General features: G+C 67.6%; 16 protein-coding genes and 1 pseudogene. 7 read left to right on the forward strand and 10 right to left on the reverse strand.

The window, feature by feature from the left end:
- The first annotated feature begins 46 nt into the window (after window positions 1–46).
- Window positions 47–409, forward strand: a complete 363-nt coding sequence (locus BN984_RS12620) for a hypothetical protein (protein ID WP_008092926.1) — start codon at window positions 47–49, stop codon at window positions 407–409.
- Between the two features lie 56 nt (window positions 410–465).
- Here the strand turns inward: BN984_RS12620 and BN984_RS12625 are convergent, their stop codons facing one another.
- The 4 genes from BN984_RS12625 to BN984_RS12640 are packed head-to-tail and all read right to left on the reverse strand — an operon-like array spanning window position 466 to window position 5497.
- Window positions 466–1332, reverse strand: coding sequence for a CheF family chemotaxis protein (locus BN984_RS12625; RefSeq protein ID WP_008092927.1), 867 nt, complete (start codon window positions 1330–1332; stop codon window positions 466–468).
- A gap of 3 nt (window positions 1333–1335) precedes the next feature.
- Complete coding sequence (locus BN984_RS12630; RefSeq protein WP_049968365.1) at window positions 1336–2178, reverse strand: CheR family methyltransferase; 843 nt, start codon at window positions 2176–2178, stop codon at window positions 1336–1338.
- Window positions 2178–4394 carry a chemotaxis protein CheA gene (locus BN984_RS12635; RefSeq protein ID WP_049968366.1) on the reverse strand — a complete coding sequence of 739 codons (2217 nt, stop codon included), beginning with the start codon at window positions 4392–4394 and terminating at the stop codon, window positions 2178–2180. Before BN984_RS12635 ends, BN984_RS12630 begins: the two co-directional genes overlap by 1 nt.
- Before the next feature lie 2 nt (window positions 4395–4396).
- Entirely contained in the window at window positions 4397–5497 is a 1101-nt protein-coding gene (locus tag BN984_RS12640; RefSeq protein ID WP_049968624.1) for a protein-glutamate methylesterase/protein-glutamine glutaminase, read from the reverse strand.
- Window positions 5498–5746: 249 nt separating this feature from the next.
- Here BN984_RS12640 and BN984_RS12645 point away from each other — a divergent pair, with 249 nt between their 5' ends.
- Window positions 5747–6220: a chemotaxis protein CheW gene (locus BN984_RS12645; protein ID WP_042662095.1), complete on the forward strand. Its 474-nt coding sequence runs from the start codon at window positions 5747–5749 to the stop codon at window positions 6218–6220.
- Between the two features lie 39 nt (window positions 6221–6259).
- Here the strand turns inward: BN984_RS12645 and BN984_RS12650 are convergent, their stop codons facing one another.
- Window positions 6260–7609 carry an MFS transporter gene (locus BN984_RS12650; protein ID WP_049968367.1) on the reverse strand — a complete coding sequence of 450 codons (1350 nt, stop codon included), beginning with the start codon at window positions 7607–7609 and terminating at the stop codon, window positions 6260–6262.
- A 127-nt stretch (window positions 7610–7736) separates the two neighbouring features.
- Here BN984_RS12650 and BN984_RS12655 point away from each other — a divergent pair, with 127 nt between their 5' ends.
- Together BN984_RS12655 and BN984_RS19970 are read left to right on the forward strand one after the other, a co-directional pair.
- Window positions 7737–9329: a uracil-xanthine permease family protein gene (locus tag BN984_RS12655; RefSeq protein ID WP_049968368.1), complete on the forward strand. Its 1593-nt coding sequence runs from the start codon at window positions 7737–7739 to the stop codon at window positions 9327–9329.
- A gap of 69 nt (window positions 9330–9398) precedes the next feature.
- Window positions 9399–9551 (forward strand): annotated as a pseudogene (locus tag BN984_RS19970) (plastocyanin/azurin family copper-binding protein); the annotation flags it as partial.
- Window positions 9552–9572: 21 nt separating this feature from the next.
- On the opposite strand, the gene BN984_RS19780 reads toward BN984_RS19970, so the two are convergent.
- Complete coding sequence (locus tag BN984_RS19780) at window positions 9573–9710, reverse strand: hypothetical protein (protein ID WP_008092934.1); 138 nt, start codon at window positions 9708–9710, stop codon at window positions 9573–9575.
- An 89-nt stretch (window positions 9711–9799) separates the two neighbouring features.
- Window positions 9800–11014: a mechanosensitive ion channel family protein gene (locus BN984_RS12660; RefSeq protein ID WP_008092935.1), complete on the reverse strand. Its 1215-nt coding sequence runs from the start codon at window positions 11012–11014 to the stop codon at window positions 9800–9802.
- Between the two features lie 96 nt (window positions 11015–11110).
- Between BN984_RS12660 and BN984_RS12665 the strand changes: the two genes are divergently transcribed.
- The 3 genes from BN984_RS12665 to BN984_RS12675 all read left to right on the forward strand — a co-directional run bounded on the left by BN984_RS12665 (window position 11111) and on the right by BN984_RS12675 (window position 12543).
- Window positions 11111–11605 carry a metal-dependent hydrolase gene (locus BN984_RS12665; protein ID WP_049968369.1) on the forward strand — a complete coding sequence of 165 codons (495 nt, stop codon included), beginning with the start codon at window positions 11111–11113 and terminating at the stop codon, window positions 11603–11605.
- A 77-nt stretch (window positions 11606–11682) separates the two neighbouring features.
- Window positions 11683–12264: a peroxidase-related enzyme gene (locus BN984_RS12670; RefSeq protein ID WP_008092937.1), complete on the forward strand. Its 582-nt coding sequence runs from the start codon at window positions 11683–11685 to the stop codon at window positions 12262–12264.
- Window positions 12265–12348: 84 nt separating this feature from the next.
- Complete coding sequence (locus BN984_RS12675; protein ID WP_004967996.1) at window positions 12349–12543, forward strand: cold-shock protein; 195 nt, start codon at window positions 12349–12351, stop codon at window positions 12541–12543.
- A 128-nt stretch (window positions 12544–12671) separates the two neighbouring features.
- Here the strand turns inward: BN984_RS12675 and BN984_RS12680 are convergent, their stop codons facing one another.
- The 3 genes from BN984_RS12680 to BN984_RS12690 form a co-directional block, all read right to left on the reverse strand.
- Complete coding sequence (locus tag BN984_RS12680) at window positions 12672–14168, reverse strand: cryptochrome/photolyase family protein (protein WP_049968370.1); 1497 nt, start codon at window positions 14166–14168, stop codon at window positions 12672–12674.
- A gap of 49 nt (window positions 14169–14217) precedes the next feature.
- The gene (locus tag BN984_RS12685; RefSeq protein ID WP_008092943.1) at window positions 14218–15012 is read right to left on the reverse strand and encodes a creatininase family protein; all 795 of its coding nucleotides are present in this window, start codon (window positions 15010–15012) and stop codon (window positions 14218–14220) included.
- A 68-nt stretch (window positions 15013–15080) separates the two neighbouring features.
- Entirely contained in the window at window positions 15081–16688 is a 1608-nt protein-coding gene (locus BN984_RS12690; protein ID WP_049968371.1) for an acyl-CoA synthetase, read from the reverse strand.
- Window positions 16689–16699: the final 11 nt, after the last annotated feature.

The raw sequence follows: 16699 nt of genomic DNA on the forward strand, positions 1-16699 counted from the left end.
CCGGCGACCGGGGAGAACTATCAACGGTGCAATTGATTCTGTTTCTATGCGAACGTGGGCCTCGTCGCTCTTCGGTCTGGGAGTCGGGAGCGCGGTCAGCTACTCATTCGGCTTCCGACACGGTGCGGTCTGGGTTGGGGTCGCTCTCCTTCTCACGTACACAATCGCCGGCTTCGGGTACGCCGCGTTTCCCGCGTACCGCTGGCGGTGGTCCGGACCGAACGACCACTTCTGGTACACGATAGTCGGCGTCTTGAGCGCCCTCTTACCAATCCTCGCGGCGTACGGCCTGCACCTCGAACCCGGCGGGCGCGTTCGGGGAATGGTTCTCTTGGGCGGGCTCTGGTTGGGTGGTCTCTTCGCCGGAATCGCACTCGAACGCGCCTCTCGGCGCGCGAGCGACGACTGACGAGCGCGACGCGTCGCTCTCGTCCGGCGAGTTCCCCGGGAAAAACCGAGTGCTGACTACTGTTCGTTGATGGCGTCGGAGGCGATGCTGCGGCCGCGGGCGTTGAGTTGCACCTCGTGGCGCACGCGAATCTCCTCGACGACGTTGTGGTCGATGAGCCGCTGGAAGAGTTCCTCGACCTCGTCCACGTCGAGCCCGAGGAAGCTGGGGATGTCGAACGGGGAGACGCCGGAGTACAGCGCCGTGAGGACCTGTTTGTCCGTCTCGCTCAGTTCGATAGAGGTCTCGGAAAGCTCCTCGCCCTCGCGGAGGAGCGTGTAGAGGAAGCTGACGGCGCGGTCGGAGCCGGAGATGTACGTCTGGAGGCTCGTCCCCTCGTCGTCGGAGTGTTCGACCTCGATGACGCTCCGGTGTTTGTCGACGATGGTTCGCTCGCCGGTCTTCACGTCGCCGATGTCGTCGAGGCGGACCTCGACGAACTTGCCGCCGACGGTCGCCATGCTCACGGCCTCGTCTTCGACTTTGAGCCGGGACTTTTCCCACTCGGTGTTCTGGACGACGCCGCCGGCGACTGCGGGATGTCGCGCGAGGAACTGCTCGGTGTTGAGGAGCGCCCCGAAGAAGTCCGTCTCGAACTCGTCGTAGTCGACGGGCGCGAGCAGGACGACGCCCGACGGGATGTGGACGCTGAAGTAGTCGGAGACGGTCGCGATGCGCTGGTTCACGTCGTACCGGCCGCCGAACTCCTGTATCTTCGAGAGCTGAATCGTCCGCTTGCCGCCCGTCCCCGCGAGAATGAGCCGCCTGTTCGAAAGCAGAATTCGGCCGCTCGTCCAGTCGACGTCGTGTATCTCCCGGCCGTTCTTGATGACTTGGAGGAACCGCCCGCGGGTGTCTCCGAGTTTTTGCTCACCGGGTTTCATCGCTCACCTCCCGACCGCGGCGTCGCTCGCGCGGTAGATGCGGAGTCGTTTCTCGACGGGGTCGAACTGCTGTCTACACGTCGGCGGGATGGTCTCTGTCATGCCGATGGTGAGGTACCCGTCCGGCTTCAGCGCGGAGCCGAGCGTCTCGAAGACCGCCCGCTTCGACTCGGCGTTGATGTAGATGAACAGGTTCCGGCAGACGACGAGGTCGAACGTCCCCGGCGGCTCCTCGCGGATGAGGTCGCGTCGCTCGAAGCGGACCATGTCGGTGACGGCGTCTTTCACCCGGAAGGTGTCGTCGTCGCGGTCGACGAAGCGCTCCCAGCGGCCGATGGGGTCGAGCTGTTCGGCCACGTCGTTGGTCTCGGAGGCGCGGTACTCACCCGCCCTGGCGGCGCGGAGAATCTCGCGTTTGATGTCCGTGCCGACGATTTCGATGCGGCGCTCGTCGACGCGGTCGTCGTCGTGGGCGAGCATCGCCAGCGAGTAGGCCTCGCGGCCGTCCGAGCAGGCCGCGCTCCAGATCTTGATGGGGTCGTGGCGGCTCCCCCGCGAACTCAGGTCGCGGAGCACCTCGCGGAGTGCCTCCCACACCTCGGGGTTGCGGAAGAAGCTCGTCACGTTGACTGACAGCGCGTCGAGGAGCGCCTGCTGTTCTTCCTCGTCGTCGGTGAGGAGGTTGTGGTACGACCCGTAGTCGTCGACACGTCGCCGCCGCATCCGCGCGGAGATTCGGCGGTCGAGGTAGGCGTCGTTGTACGAACTCGTCTGGAACTGCAGGGAGTCTTCGATGTAGTCCAAGAGCCGGGCGAACGCCGGGTCGTCGGTCGCCGACGAGGGCATCAGTCGGCCGCCTCCTCGGCGGTGTCGGGGAGCTGGCTCGGGTCGAACTCGCGCATCGCCTGCTGGCCGTCGGCGGGGAGTTCGAGCGTCGAGACGTCCAGAATCGGAATGACGTTGCCGTCGCCGATGACGGCCGTTCCCGACAGCCCGCCGACGCCCGACAGCGGTCCTTGTAGGGGCGTCACGACGACTTCCTCCTGTTTCGTCACGCCGTCACAGTGTAGCGCGACCTGTCTGTCGTCGGGACGGATGCGGACCACCATGCCGTCGTCGGGTTCGGGCGAGTCGATTTCGAGCGCCTCGCGGAGCCGAATCAGCGGGAAGATAGTCTCCTCGTGGACGATGACCTCCGCGCCGCTGACCGTCTGGACGCGGTCGCGCCGGCTTATCTCGTCGATGTACTTGATGGGGACGCCGAACTCGCGGTCTTCGACCTGCACGAAAAGCACCTTGATGATGGCGACCGACACCGGCAGCCGGATGTTGAACGTGCTTCCCTCGCCGGGTTCGCTCTCGACCGACACCGAGCCGTCGAGCGATTCGACGGTCGTCTTCACCACGTCCATGCCGACGCCGCGGCCGGACACGTCCGTGATTTCGTCGTTGGTCGAAAAGCCGGGGTGGAAGATGTAGTCGTACACCTCGCTGTCGGGCATCTGGGTTACCTCCTCGCGGGTCGCCACGCCCTTGTCGACGGCCTTCTCGCGGACGGCGTCGGCGTTGATACCGCCGCCGTCGTCCTCGACGGTCACGATGACGGTGTCGTGTTGGCGGCGCGCGGAGAGTCTGATGGTCCCCGTGCGGGACTTGCCGTTTGCCTCGCGCACGTCGGGTGCTTCGATGCCGTGGTCGACGGCGTTCCGGAGGACGTGCATCAGCGGGTCGGAAATCTCGTCGAGGATGGTGCGGTCGAGTTCGATGTCCGCGCCCTCGACCTTGAACGAGACGCGCTTGTCCTGCTCGCGGGCGAGGTCGCGCACCAGTCGGGGGAACTTGTCGAACACCTTCTTCAGCGGGATGAGCCGCATGTCCATCACGGTGTTCTGGAGGTTCGACGAAATCTTGTCCAGTTCGTCGAGCGTGTCGAGCGCGGTCGTCTGGCCCACGTCGATGGCGTTTCTGAGCTTGATGCGGCTCGTGACCAACTGCTCGACGAGTTCGTGGAGTTCGTCGAGCTGGTCGACGTCCACGCGGACGGACTTGACCGCGGAGATGGAGCGGGCCTCTTTTTTCTTCTCCGTGCCGGACTCCGGTTCTTCGTCGCTCTCGGTCGACTCGGCCTCGTCGGCGTCTCCTTCGCTCCCGTCGTCGACGCTGGGTGCGTCGGACGCCGCGTCGCTGTCACTGTCGACAGCGCCGTCAGCGTCAGCGGACTGGTCGGAGCCATCCGATGCCGGGGCGTCAACCCCGGCGTCAATATCCGACTCCGCCGCCGGAGTGTCGCCGGCGTCCGCGGCCTCGTCGCCGCCGGCGAGCGCGTCGGACACGTCGGTCGTCTCGACCGTCGAGACCTTCCAGAGCCCGTCGAGTTCGCTTTCGACGACGGCGGCGTCGCGCTCGGCCACGAACAGGTCGAAGCCGTCGCCGAACTCGCCGTCTTCGATGGCGTCGCGGTTCGGGTTCGCGCCGACCACGTCGAGTTCCTCCGGGATGCTACTGAGGAAGATGCCGGCGTCGACGCCCTTCATCTGGCCCGCGTCGAGTTCGACGTGGGCGTGGGTGAGCGTGGTCGCATCGAGCGCATCGGTGTCGACGCAGTCGGCGGCGAGAGAGTCGAGGTCGACCGACTCGCGGTCGGCCTCGTCAGACGCCGCCGGGTTCGAGTTTCCCGCGTCACCTCCGTCTTCGACGGCGGCGCGAATCTCCTCGACCGTGTTGGTCGGGTCGATGGTGGACTCGCCGTTCTCCTCGATGTCGTGGAGAATCTCCACGATGAGGTCCATCCCGTCGAAGACGAGGTCCATCCGCTCGGCCGTCACGTCGAGTCGCTCGTGGCGAATCTCGTCGAGGAGGTCCTCGACGGCGTGGGCGACCGTCGCGGCGTTGTCGAATCCCATCGCACCGAAGTTCCCCTTCAGCGTGTGGGCCTGCCGGAAGATGTCGTCGATGGCCTCGGTGTCGTCCGGGTTCGACTCCAGCGACAGCAGGGAGTTGTTCAACTGCGTGATGCTCTCTTCGCTCTCGGTGATGAATGCTTGGTAGAGTTCTTCGTCCATGGTCAGGTAGTGAGCCCGCGGAGTGCTTCGTCTGCGATTCGCCCGTCGGCCGAGACGGTGTCGACACAGCCGGCCTCGATGGCCCGCTTCGGCATTCCGAAGATCGCGGAGGTCGATTCGTCTTGTGCGACCGTGTGGCCGCCCGCCCGCTTGATTCGGGTCATCCCCTCGACGCCGTCGCGGCCCATGCCGGTGAGGAGCACGCCGGCCAGCGGCGCGTCGACCGCCTCGGCGGCCGACGCCATCGTGAGGTCGATAGCCGGCTTGACGCCGTGGAGCGGCTCGTCGTCGGAGAGTTCGAGCCGGAGACGTCCAGCCCGGTCGCCGGTCACGAGGAGGTGGGAACCGCCGGGTGCGATGCGAATCTGCCCGGGGCCGATTCGCTCGCCGTCGCTCGCCTCTTTGACCTCGTAGTCACAGCGGCCGTCGAGCCGCGCCGCAAAGCGCTTCGTGAAGCCGGCCGGCATGTGCTGGACGACCAGCACGCGGAGGCCCGCCTCCTCGGGGAGCGCCGCGAGCAACCGCTCGACGACGTTCGGCCCGCCCGTGGACGCGCCGATAATCAGCGTCGAGCCCTCGGTCGGCAGCGACCCGGTCGCCCCCGAAGACGCCGGTTTCGACCCCGCGGTCGCCGTCGACTTCGGCTCCGTCTTCGGCGGCCGGGAGCCCCGGCGCGTCGCCGAGAGGTCGACCGCCGCGGCGGACTGAATCTTCTCGACCAGTTCCCGCTTGACGCGGGGCATCTCGGAGGTGACCTCGCCGCCCGGCTTCGTCACGAAGTCGACCGCCCCCCGGTCGAGCGCCTCGAACGTCACATCGGCGTCCTCCTCGGCGTGCGCCGAGAGCATGAGGACGGGCGTCGGACACTCCTCCATGATGGCCTCGACCGCGTCGAGTCCGTTCATCTCGGGCATCTCGATGTCCATCGTCACGACGTCCGGTCGGTTCGCCTCGACCACCGAAATCGCCTCGCGGCCGTCGGCCGCCTCGGCGACGACCTCGACGTCGGCGTCTTCGAGGAGCGTGCGAATCAGCGTCCGCATGAACCGCGAGTCGTCGACGACGACCGCGCGAGTCGGCTCCGCGCCGGCGGACGCGCTCATCGTCCCCACCCGGCGGTTCCGGGTCGGCGGGAACTCGACGACGCCGAGTGGCCCCCCCGCCGAGGGCTCGGTGGATTCGTTAGTGTGCCGTTTCGTTGACCGCTCATCTACCTCCGAGGTTCGGAAATCGGGTATATAAACACTCGGCGAGGATAATCACGGCTGATAATCGGGTACGTATCTTTATACGCTGAATCTCACCACTCTGAAGCAGACAGGTGGCGGCGGATGTCGCCGCCGGGGATGACCATGCGACAAGATGCAATCACGACCGAGATGAGCGCGGACGAGACCGACGCGGAGGACTCCGCCGAAGAAGTACAGGTGCTGGAATTCCAACTCGGCCCGGAGACGTACTGCGTCGATATCGAGTACGTGAGCGAAATCGTCGACAAGGGCCAGCTCACGGCGGTTCCGAACGCGCCGGACTACGTCGAGGGCGTGATGGACCTCCGCGGGCGGACCACGTCAATCATCAACCCGAAGTCGCTTCTCAGCATCGACGACGAGGGCGAGTCGAAGCGCATCGTCATCTTCGACCCCAACAAGTTCGAAGACGAGGCCGCGACCGGCTGGCTCGTCGACGAGGTGTACCAAGTCGTGCGCGTCTCGATGGACGACGTGGAGGACCCGCCGCTCGAAAAAGACGACTCCATCGAGGGCGTCATCAAGCGCGACGGCGACCTCGTCGTCTGGATTTCGCCGGTGCACGCCATCGAGTAGGGACGTTCTGCGACCGGCCCCGCTCTCGTTTTCGAGAACCTAATCGGCGAGCGACTGCTCTCCCGCCGCGACGCCCCGCCCGCCGGTGAGTACCACCACGACGAGCGCACAACCCACGACGACGCCCGCGAGGCCGAACGCGGCGACGTAGCCGGCGGCGTCGGCGACGAACCCGCCGAGCGCCGAGCCGACCCCGCCGCCGAGGCTCGAAAGCGCCGTGTACGCGCCGAGGGCCTCCCCGCGAATCCGGTCGGGCGCGAGTCGCGTCACCATCCCGGTCGCCGTCACCGCGATGACCGCCCACGTGACGCCGATGACGAGGAACGTCGCGCCGAGGGTGACGAGCGCGGCGAGCGCCGCGAACTGCGTGCCGACGACGGCGACCGCCGGGAAGGCGAGTCCGCGGGTCGCCAGCGCGCCGGCCTGGAGGCGACGGGGGTCGTGTCGCGCCGCGAACGCGCCGACCTTCGCGTAGCTCACCGCCGACCCGAGACTCGACAGGACGAACAGAGCGAACACCTCGTCGGCGGACCGGCCGGAGCCGACGAGGTACGCGGGCAGCGGCCCGAAGAAGACCGAGAAGCCGACGAAGAACAGCGTCGCGGCCGCGAGGTACCGGAGGAGTTCGGGACTCATCCGCGCCCGGAGGTCGTCGAGGTCGAGGCTCTGGAGCGCCCAGTAGAGCCGCGAGGGACCGTACGGGACCGCGCGGACCGAACGCCCGACGAGGCCGCTCTGTCGGCGGATACTGGCCGACACACGGGCGAACCGCCGCGCCGACAGCGTCGAGCGTTCGGGGTACCAGACGCGGACGAGGACGGCACCGAGCGCGGCGGCGACCGCGGCCGCGACGAGGAACCGCCGCTGGACCGCGAGCGCGTCGAGACCGAACAGGCGCGGGGCCAGCGCCGACCAGACCGCGCCGACGACGAGGCCGCCGAGCCAGCCGTACCCCTGATAGTGGTTGAGGACGCCGAAGCGGCGGTCCCAGTCCTTCGACGGGACGCCCTCGACGACGATGAGGTTCAACACCGGCGCGGCCGCGGCGACGACGAACCACAACAGGGCGTTGGCGACGAGGACCGCGGCCGGCGACGACACGGTGGCCGTGAGGAAGAGCGCGCCGGCGGTCGCCACGAGCGCGACGAGGATGAACGGTCGCCTGCGCTTCGCGCGGGCGGCCAGCCGGCCCCAGAGCACCGCGCCCGGCGCGCCGGCGAAGGCGGCGGTCGCGGCGATGAGGCCGACGAACAGCGCGTTCGCTCCCAGTTCGATGGCGTACAGCGGGACGACGAGCGACGACGCGCCCACCGCGGCATAGCCCAGCGCCCAACCGAACAGCCACCGGTCGCGGTTCCCCGTCTTCGAACGTCCGTGTCGGTCGGTCACGCGTCACGAATGAAACCGGTGAAACAAAGTCGTTACCCCCCGAACGCGCGCGAAAAGCAGGACATATATAGTCTGAACAAAATCCTCGGACAACCATGCTCGGGAGCGAACCACCACACACGGGGGGATGGTCGTGACGGACGACTCCTCTCCCTCCTCGTTCGTGCAGTACGGTATCGACGACAAACCACCCCTTCCGACCGCTCTCCTTCTCGGCGCCCAACACTACCTCACTATGGTGGGCGCGAACATCGCCGTCCCCCTCATCCTCGCCGGAGCCCTCGGTATGCCCGCCGACGTGGTGCCGCGGTTCGTCGGGACGTTCTTCGTCGTCTCCGGCATCGCGACGCTGATGCAGACGACGTTCGGGAACCGCTACCCCATCGTGCAAGGGGCACCGTTTTCGATGCTCGCGCCGGCGCTCGCCGTCATCGGCGTCGCGACGGCGGCCGACCAGTCGGGCGTCGCGTGGCAGAGCGCCCTCTTGCAACTGCAGGGCGCGATTATCGTCGCGGCCGTCGTCGAGGTGTTCGTCGGCTACTTCGGCCTGCTCGGACGCCTCCGAAAGTTCATCTCGCCGGTCGTCATCGCGCCGACCATCGCGCTCATCGGGCTGTCGCTTTTCAACGCCCCGCAGGTCGCGTCGGCGACCAACAACTGGTGGCTCCTCGGCCTGACGCTCGCGCTCATCGTCCTGTTCTCGCAGTACCTCGACACCGCGCACCCGGCGTTCAAGCTGTTCCCGGTGCTGCTCGGCGTCATCGTCTCGTACGTCGTCGCCGCCGGCCTCTCGGTCGCGGGCGTCATCGCCCCCGGCGCGGCGGGCTACGTGAACCTCCAGACGGTCGTCGAGGCCCCGGCGCTCATGACCATCTACCCCTTGCAGTGGGGCTTCGCGGGCGGCGCGGGGACGACGACGGTCGCGCTCCCCGTCGTGGGCTCGGTCGCCTTCGGCATCCCGCAGTTCACGACCTCCTTCATCATCGGAATGCTCGCGGGCGTCGCGGCCTCGATGGTCGAGTCCTTCGGTGACTACCACGCCGTCGCCCGGCTCTCGGGCGTCGGCGCGCCCTCCGAGCGCCGCATCAACCACGGCATCGGCATGGAGGGCGTGATGAACGTCTTCTCGGCCGTCATGGGCGGTAGCGGCTCGACCTCCTACTCCGAGAACATCGGCGCTATCGGCCTCACGGGCGTTGCCTCCCGCTACGTCGTACAGGTCGGCGCAGTCGTGATGCTCGTCATGGGCTTCGTCGGCTACTTCGGACAGCTCATCGCGACGATTCCCGACCCCATCGTCGGCGGCCTCTACGTCGCCATGTTCGGCCAAATCGTCGCCGTCGGCCTCTCGAACCTGAAGTACGTCGACCTCGACTCCTCCCGTAACGTGTTCATCGTCGGCGTCGCCATGTTCGCCGGCCTCGCCGTCCCCGCCTACATGGGCAACGTCGAGAGCGCGGCGGCGTTCCGCGAGGGGATGCGGCAGGTCGCGCTCGTGGGCCCCGTCCTCGGGACCCAACTCGTCGCCGACACGGTCTTCGTCATCGGCTCGACCGGGATGGCCGTCGGCGGCCTCATCGCCTTCTTCTTCGACAACACCATCTCGGGGACCCGCGCCGAGCGCGGCCTCGAAGAGTGGGAAGACACCGTCGAAGACGACGGCGACTTCGAGTCGGCGCTGGACCGCTTCCGCGGCGACGAGTCGGCGACGGCCGACTGAGCCGCCCTGACAATTTTTTAACTCGCAGTCGCTACCGCGGGATTCGCGGGCTGTAACGGCCAGTCGACCGAGAATTCGACCGCGGCCGAGACCGGATGGAGCGAGGGCAAGGGCGCGGTCCAGTCCTCCGTCCACACCTTCGAGATGGTCGGCAAGCACGCGTACTACTGCGTGCCTCACGAAGCCGCCGGCATGACAGGAACTATCGCCGTCGAGGAGTAGTCTCGTCGTCGAGGAGCAGGCTCAGGTCTCGTCGCGCCCGGTCCGCCCGAGCGCGACGAGCACGAGGTAGCCGACGAACCCGGCGACGAACAGCAAGGCCGGAATGGCGAAGGGACCGAACGTCTCGATGAGTCCGTCCACGGGACCGAGTTGGAGCATATCCAAGCCACGGCCGCGCTGCGGTTAACGTTCCCGGCGGGCGGTCATCGCGGGTGCTCCCGGCGGGCGCGGCGGACGGCTCCGGGCGCTCACTCGTCGTCGGCGCTGTCGTCTTCGTCCGTCGTCGCTTCCGCGTCCGCGTCCGCGACTTCGTCGGCCGTGCCCTCGCTCGCCATGTCGGGGGTGCGAGCCGGTTGCCGGACCCCACCGTTCGAGAGTCCGGCCGCGGGCGACTGCCGGGTCGCTTCGGTGTCCGTCGAGTGGACGTGAACGTCTCGCTGGGGGAACGGAATCCCGATGCCCGCGTCGTTCAGGCGCTTGTATATCTCGCGGTTGAGGTTGTGCGTCGCCTTCCCGCGCTTGAGCGGGCTGTTGACCCAACAGACGAGTTCGTACTCCAGCGCGTCGGGGCCGAACCGGCGGAACCGCGGCCGCGGACGCGGCGCGTCGAGGACAAGCGGCTCGTCGAGCGCGAGTTCGGTCAGCAACTCCTCGAACTCGTCCACGTCGGTTCCGTAGGCGACGCCGACCGGGACCTTCAGCCGGCGGCGGCGGTTCGGCGCGGACTCGTTGATGATTTTCGCGGCGTTGAGCACCGAGTTCGGCACCGTCACGAGCAGTTCGTCGCGGGTGAGAAGCGTGGTCGAGCGGATGCCGACCTTGACGACGGTGCCCGCCTCGCCGGAGTCGAGGACGACGTAGTCGCCGATTTTGTAGGTGTCGTCGAAGTACAGCGCGATGCCGCCGAAGAAGTTGGCGACGGTGTCCTTGGCGGCGAAGCCGACGGCGATGCCGGCGATGCCCGCGCCGGCGAAAAGCGGCGTGATTTCGATGCCCCAGATGTACAGCAGCGCGCCGACGGTACCGACCGAGACGACGATGGTCCAGACGTTCGAAAAGACGGGCGCGAAGTCGTAGCGACTGCCCTTGTCCTTGACCGCCTCGACGAGGCGGTTGACGAGGCGGTTGAGCGCCCACGCCCAGACGACGATGCCGACAGACAGCGACGGCAGGCCGAAGAAGTCGTTGAGCGTCGCCGAGTCGACGACGAGCGCCTCGGCGACCGCGGGGGCCCTGGAGAACAGGAAGATACCGGTCAACGAGACGGTGACGACGATAGGCCACCGAAGCTCTTGGACGACGATGTTGTCGAGCGAGGTCTCGGTTCGGCTGGTGTACTGAAACAGGAGGCGGATGACCACCTTCTCCATGACGAACGCGCCGCCGACCGAGATGAGAAGCACGAGGGCCGTCACCTCAAGCGCCGACAGGCCCGAGAGAAACGACGAGAGGTGTTGGCTCATGCGACGGAAATCGCGGCCACCGGGGATAACGATTGCTCCGCTGACGGTCGCGGAGGCCGAAAGGTTTTGTTCGCCGCGGGCGCGAGGGCACACCAGATGTACCGATTCGGTCACTGGGGCGTCTCGCTCCTCGTGTTCGCCCCGGTCGGCTTCGCGCTCGTGCAGGCCGGCCGCCCGGAACTCGCCTTCGTCGCCGGCGCGGCGATGTGCTGGCTGGCGATGCTCCCCGACTACGACATGCGCGTCCCCGGCATCTCCCACCGCGGGCCGACCCACACGGTCCTCTTTGCGGCCCTCGTCGGCGGCGTCGGCGGCGGCGGCGCGTACCTCCTCGCCAGCAACGCCGGCCAACCCGAGGCCGCGGCGACGGCGCTCGGCGCGTTCGGCTTCGCCGTGGGCGCGCTCACCATCCTCGCGCACCTTCTGGCCGACGTGCTCACGCCGGCCGGCATCCGCCCCCTGTGGCCGCTTTCGTCCCGGAAGTTCACGCTCTCGTTGTGGACCGCGGACAACACCGTCGCCAACTACGGCCTGTTCGCCGTCGGCGTGTTCGCCGTGGCCGCGGCGGCGTACCTTTCGGTCGCGCTCTGAGCGACCCCGAACGCGAGGCGTCGAGCGCCCCGCGAACCTGAGGAATCGTTAAGGTCCGCCCGGGAGAGCGGAGACGCATGGACGACGACGCCATGCGCCGCTTCCCGGTGCCCGACCGCGACGACCTCCCGGACGACCTGCGCGAGCGCATCGACGACGAGACCGAGCGCGCCGGTTTCACCCCGAACGTCTTCGCCGCGTTCGCGTACAAGCCCTCGCACTTCCGGCCCTTTTTCGAGTACCACGACGCCCTCGTCGAGGACACCGACCTCGAACGCCACGAGGTCGAGATGATAATCGTGGCCGTCTCCGGCGTCAACCACTGTTACTACTGCAACGTCGCCCACGGCGCGCTGGTCCGCATCTACGCGAAAGACCCGCTGCTCGCGGACCAACTGGTCGCCAACTACCGCACCGCCGACATCCCCGAGAAGCACAAGACGATGCTCGACGTGGCGGTGAAACTCACTGAGTCGCCCGCCGAGGTCGGCGAGGACGACCTCCAGCGACTCCGCGACGCCGGCTTCTCCGAGGAGGCGGTCTGGGATATCGGCGCGGTCACGGCCTTCTTCAACCTCAGCAACCGCATGGCGATGTTCGCCGACATGCGGCCGAACGAGGAGTTCCACACGCTCGGCCGAGAGCCGCGCGACGACTGACTCGAAGGATAGTAAACAGTACCACGGTCAGTGGTAGCAACCGGCGGAATCCTTATGGCCGATAGCGGTGCATTTCGACACGCAATGGCGAAAGGTAAGGTTGCATTCTTCAAGTCCTCCGGCGGCTACGGCTTCATCGAGACCGAAGACCACGACGACGACGTGTTCTTCCACATGGAGGACATCGGCGGCCCCGACCTCGAAGAGGGTCAAGAAGTGGAGTTCGACATCGAGCAGGCCGACAAGGGCCCGCGAGCGGTCAACGTCACGCGACTCTGAGTCCGGCGCGTTCCGGCCGACGGCGACTCGACAGCGAACAGCGTTCTGCATTATCACCTGTCGAGCCGCGGCGCTCGCGCCCCGTGGTCGCCGGTCTCGGGCGGGTCGTGGCCGCTCCTTGCACTCTCTCAGAGCGTCCCCGCCCGGCCCATCCGCCGAATCTCGTCGGCCCGCGCCCGGATGGCGTCCCACTCCTCGTCGTCCTTCCGGTCGACGTGAGAGTACATGAGTCCCATCCGACCCGTTCCCCGGAGGCGTTCTTCGTTCTCCTTCAGGAAATCCCAGTAGAGCGCGTTGAACGGGCAGGCGTTCTCGCCGGTCGTCTTCGACACCGCGTAGGGACACGACGAGCAGTAGTCTGACATCTCGTTCACGTAGTTCCCCGAGGAGGCGTAGGGCTTCGATGAGAGCACGTCGGTGGCGAACGACCCCATGGCGACCACGTTCGGGGTCGTCACCCAGTGGTACGCGTCGACGAAACCGAGGTGGAACCAGCGGTCGAGTTCCGCCGGGTCGACGCCGTAGACGAGCGCGAAGTTCGAAAGCACCATCAGGCGCTCGATGTGGTGGGCGTAGCCGCGGTCGCGGACGTGGCCCACGGCCTCCGAGAGACAGCGCATGTCCGTCTCGGCGGTCCAGTACGCCTCCGGGAGCGATTCGGTCTGGTCGAGTTGGTTCGCCGCGGCCAACTCGGGCATCGACCGCCGGTAGACGTGCCGCACGAACTCCCGCCAGCCGAGAACCTGCCGCACGAACCCCTCGGCGCTGTTGAGCGGGGCGTCGCCCGCCTCGTAGGCCTCCTCGACGGCTTCGACCGCCTCGCGCGGGTGGAGCAGGCCGAGGTTGATGGCCGCCGACAGCAGGGAGTGACAGAGCGCCCACTCGCCGTCGACCATCGCGTCCTGATACGGGCCAAACTCGGGGAGGCGGACCTCGACGAAGTGCGACAGCGCCTGTCTCGCCGCCTCGCGCGTCACCGGCCAGACGAACGGTTCTGGCGACCCCCACGCGTCCGGGTAGCGCTCGCGGACGAACTCGATGACCTCCCGTGTCGTCTCGTCCGGTTCGAACCGCGGTGCTTCAGGCGGCGTCCACCCCTCCGGCGGCGTCTCTCGATTGTGGTCGTCGTAGTTCCACTCGCCGCCGGCGGGGTCGTCGCCGTCCATCAAGACGCCCGTCTCCCGGCGGGCGTGCCGGTACCAGTGTTCCTGTCGGTAGGTGTCGGCGTCGCCGGCCCAGTCGTCGAAGTCGGCCGGCGTCGTGAGAAACAGGTCGTTCTCGACGAGGGTGAGCGACCCGCCGCGGGCGGCGACGAGTTCCCGAAGCCGCTCGCCCGCCCCGTGGCTCGGCGGGTCCATCACGACGAGGTCGTCGCCGGGCGCGGCGTCGAAGTAGCGGTCGAGCCCCTCGCCGAACGTCTCGGCTTCGACGTAGGTCACCTCGAAGCCGCGCTCGCGGAGGTCGTCGCGGAAGTGCCGCATCGCCGAGAAGACGAGCGCGAGCTTCTGGGGGTGGTACGGCAGTCGGTCGCCGAAGCCGTGCGCCTCTATCATCAGCACGCGGTCGTCGGACTGGAGCGGCGCGGCCGACGGGTCGAGTTGGTCGCCGAGGACCCAGACGGTCATAGGCGTCCCTTCGGCGGCGGAGAAAAGAGCGTGTCGGCCAGTCGATGGGTCAGCGACGCGAGCCCGGTTGCGGGTCGACGTGCGCGGGCGCGAGCAGGTCCTCAATCGGCTGGTCGTCGAGCCACGACAGCAGGCGGACGAGCTGGTCCGTCGCGGCCTCGAACAGTTCCTCGCCGGCCGCCGGCGACGCGTCGGTCTGGTCGCCGAAGACGCCGTTTTCGGAGTTCTCGACGGCGTCGTAGAAGGTCCGCGCGCCGTGTTCGCGGAGGTGCTCGTCGCCCAGGTCCACGACGCCGTCGTCGCGGGCGGCTTCGAGTTCGCCCTCGCGGACGAGGTCGCGGGCGATGTGCATAATCATCGAGGTCTCCTTCGGCCCGCCGTGGGGGCCGGGGTGGTCGAACAGGTCCGTCACCAGGTCCGGAATCGACTCGTCCCACATCCACTCGATGGCGTACATGGTGCCGTCGTCGCGGAGGCGGCGACCGACCTCCCGGAGGTGCTGGACGTTGCCGCCGTGGGCGTTGACGAACACGACCCGGTCGACGCCGTGGTACGCGAGGTTCCGCGTCATCGACTCCACGTAGTCGCGGAACTGCGGCGCGTCCACCCACATGGTCCCGTGGAACTGGCGGTGGTGCGGGCTGACGCCCACGTTGACGGTCGGCGTGCAGAGGTAGCCGGTCCGGTCGGCCGCCTCGCGGGCCAACGCCTCCGCGATGAGGTGGTCTGTGGCGAGCGGGAGGTGCGGGCCGTGCTGTTCCGTCGAGCCGAGCGGCACGACCGCGAGCGACGATTCGGCCACGTAGTCGCCGAGTTCGGGCCACGTCTGGTCCGCGATGTACATGGGCGTCACCAAGCGACGACGCCTAAAGAAAGGTGACAAAGGGGAAATGGGTTCCCGGTGGACGCGGCTCAGTCCCGTTCCTGCGAGCGCAGTTCGATGCGGCGAATCTTCCCCGAGGAGGTCTTCGGCAGTTCCGCGACGAACTCGATTTCGCGCGGGTACTTGTACGGGGCCGTCTGTTCTTTCATGAACGCTTGGAGTTCGTCGACGAGGTCGTCGGAGCCCTCGTAGCCGTCGATGAGGACGACGAACGCCTTGACGATACTCCCGCGCTCCTCGTGAGGGCTGGCGACCGCGGCGGCCTCGGCGACCGCCTCGTGGGAGACGAGCGCGTCTTCGACCTCGAAGGGGCCGATGCGGTAGCCCGCCGAGATGATGATGTCGTCGGCGCGGCCCTCGAAGAAGAAGTAGCCGTCCTCGTCACGGGAGGCGAGGTCGCCGGTCCGGTAGTAGTCGCCCGAGAACGTCTTCTCGTCGAGATTCGGCTTCTCGTAGTAGCCGTCGAAGATACCGGGACAGCCGACTAGGACGGCGATTTCGCCGATTTCGTCGACGCCGACCTCCGCCTCGTTCTCGTCGATGATGGTCGTGCCGAGGCCGGGCGTCGGCTTGCCCATGCTGCCGGGTTTCACGTCGATGCCGGGGTAGTTCGTGAGGAGCGCGACCGTCTCAGTCTGGCCGTAGCCGTCTCTCGGGATGACGCCGAACGCCTCGCGGAACGCCTCGATGGGTTCGCGGTTGAGCGGTTCGCCCGCCGACAGCGCCTCTTTCAGTCGGAGGTCGTACGAGCCGAGGTCGCGCTGGGCGAACATCCGGTACTGGGTCGGGACGGCACAGAGACGGGTGACGCCCTCTTCTTCCATGATGTCGAGGAACGTGTCCGGTTCGAAGTCGCCGCGGTAGACGAACTGGGTCGCGCCGGTCGTCAGCCCGACGCCGACCGGGCTCCAGAACCACTTGGCCCAGCCGGTTCCGGTCGTCGCCCAGAGCAGTTCGTCGGAGAGGTCGTCGTCGGCTGTGACGCCCCACCAGTAGGGGGCGTTGACGAGTTCGAAACAGCGCATCCAGCGGTGGCGGTGGCGGACCGGCTTGGGCTGGCCGGTCGTCCCCGACGTGTAGTTGATGGACATCGGGTCTTCGGCCCGGAGGTCGGGGCCGTCGTGGTCGGCGGACTCGTCGGAGACGAGGTCAGAAAACGAGGTCCAGCCGTCGGCGTCGCCGCCGAGGACGACGAAGTTCGAAAGCGGCGTCTCGTCGCGCACCTCGTCGACCATGCCGACGAGCGACTCGTGGACGACGGCGGTCGTCGCCTCGCAGTCGTTCGCGCGGAACGCGATGTCCTTGGGCTTGAGCATCGAGGAGCTGGGAACGAGCAGCGCGCCGCGCTTGAGCGCGCCGAGCTGGACGGCGAACACGTCGGGGTCGCGGGGAAGCAGGTGGATGAGCCGGTCGCCCTTCCCGACGCCCATGGATTTGAGCGCGTTGGCGAAGCGGTTCATGTCGTCCCGGAGGTCGCCGTAGGTCCGCTCCTCGCGGCCGCCGTCGGCGTCGCGGAACTTCAGGGCGACGCGGTCGCCGAAGGCGTCGGCGTGCGATTCGATGACCGCGGGGATGTTGTAGTCCTCGGGGATGTCCCACTCGAACGATTCCGACTCGGTCTCGTACTCGACTGCCATGGCTCGACAGA

The sequence above is a fragment of the Haloferax prahovense genome (assembly GCF_000723845.1).
GTDB classification, from domain to species: domain Archaea; phylum Halobacteriota; class Halobacteria; order Halobacteriales; family Haloferacaceae; genus Haloferax; species Haloferax prahovense.

What these genes read in the sequence shown, in the direction of transcription:
- BN984_RS12620 (WP_008092926.1), top strand. Translation starts at nt 47, where the DNA reads ATGCGAACGTGGGCCTCGTCGCTCTTCGGTCTGGGAGTCGGGAGCGCG.
- BN984_RS12625 (WP_008092927.1), bottom strand. Translation starts at nt 1,332, where the DNA reads ATGAAACCCGGTGAGCAAAAACTCGGAGACACCCGCGGGCGGTTCCTC.
- BN984_RS12630 (WP_049968365.1), bottom strand. Translation starts at nt 2,178, where the DNA reads ATGCCCTCGTCGGCGACCGACGACCCGGCGTTCGCCCGGCTCTTGGAC.
- BN984_RS12635 (WP_049968366.1), bottom strand. Translation starts at nt 4,394, where the DNA reads ATGGACGAAGAACTCTACCAAGCATTCATCACCGAGAGCGAAGAGAGC.
- BN984_RS12640 (WP_049968624.1), bottom strand. Translation starts at nt 5,497, where the DNA reads ATGAGCGCGTCCGCCGGCGCGGAGCCGACTCGCGCGGTCGTCGTCGAC.
- BN984_RS12645 (WP_042662095.1), top strand. Translation starts at nt 5,747, where the DNA reads ATGCGACAAGATGCAATCACGACCGAGATGAGCGCGGACGAGACCGAC.
- BN984_RS12655 (WP_049968368.1), top strand. Translation starts at nt 7,737, where the DNA reads ATGGTCGTGACGGACGACTCCTCTCCCTCCTCGTTCGTGCAGTACGGT.
- BN984_RS19780 (WP_008092934.1), bottom strand. Translation starts at nt 9,710, where the DNA reads ATGCTCCAACTCGGTCCCGTGGACGGACTCATCGAGACGTTCGGTCCC.
- BN984_RS12660 (WP_008092935.1), bottom strand. Translation starts at nt 11,014, where the DNA reads ATGAGCCAACACCTCTCGTCGTTTCTCTCGGGCCTGTCGGCGCTTGAG.
- BN984_RS12665 (WP_049968369.1), top strand. Translation starts at nt 11,111, where the DNA reads ATGTACCGATTCGGTCACTGGGGCGTCTCGCTCCTCGTGTTCGCCCCG.
- BN984_RS12670 (WP_008092937.1), top strand. Translation starts at nt 11,683, where the DNA reads ATGGACGACGACGCCATGCGCCGCTTCCCGGTGCCCGACCGCGACGAC.
- BN984_RS12675 (WP_004967996.1), top strand. Translation starts at nt 12,349, where the DNA reads ATGGCGAAAGGTAAGGTTGCATTCTTCAAGTCCTCCGGCGGCTACGGC.
- BN984_RS12680 (WP_049968370.1), bottom strand. Translation starts at nt 14,168, where the DNA reads ATGACCGTCTGGGTCCTCGGCGACCAACTCGACCCGTCGGCCGCGCCG.
- BN984_RS12685 (WP_008092943.1), bottom strand. Translation starts at nt 15,012, where the DNA reads ATGTACATCGCGGACCAGACGTGGCCCGAACTCGGCGACTACGTGGCC.
- BN984_RS12690 (WP_049968371.1), bottom strand. Translation starts at nt 16,688, where the DNA reads ATGGCAGTCGAGTACGAGACCGAGTCGGAATCGTTCGAGTGGGACATC.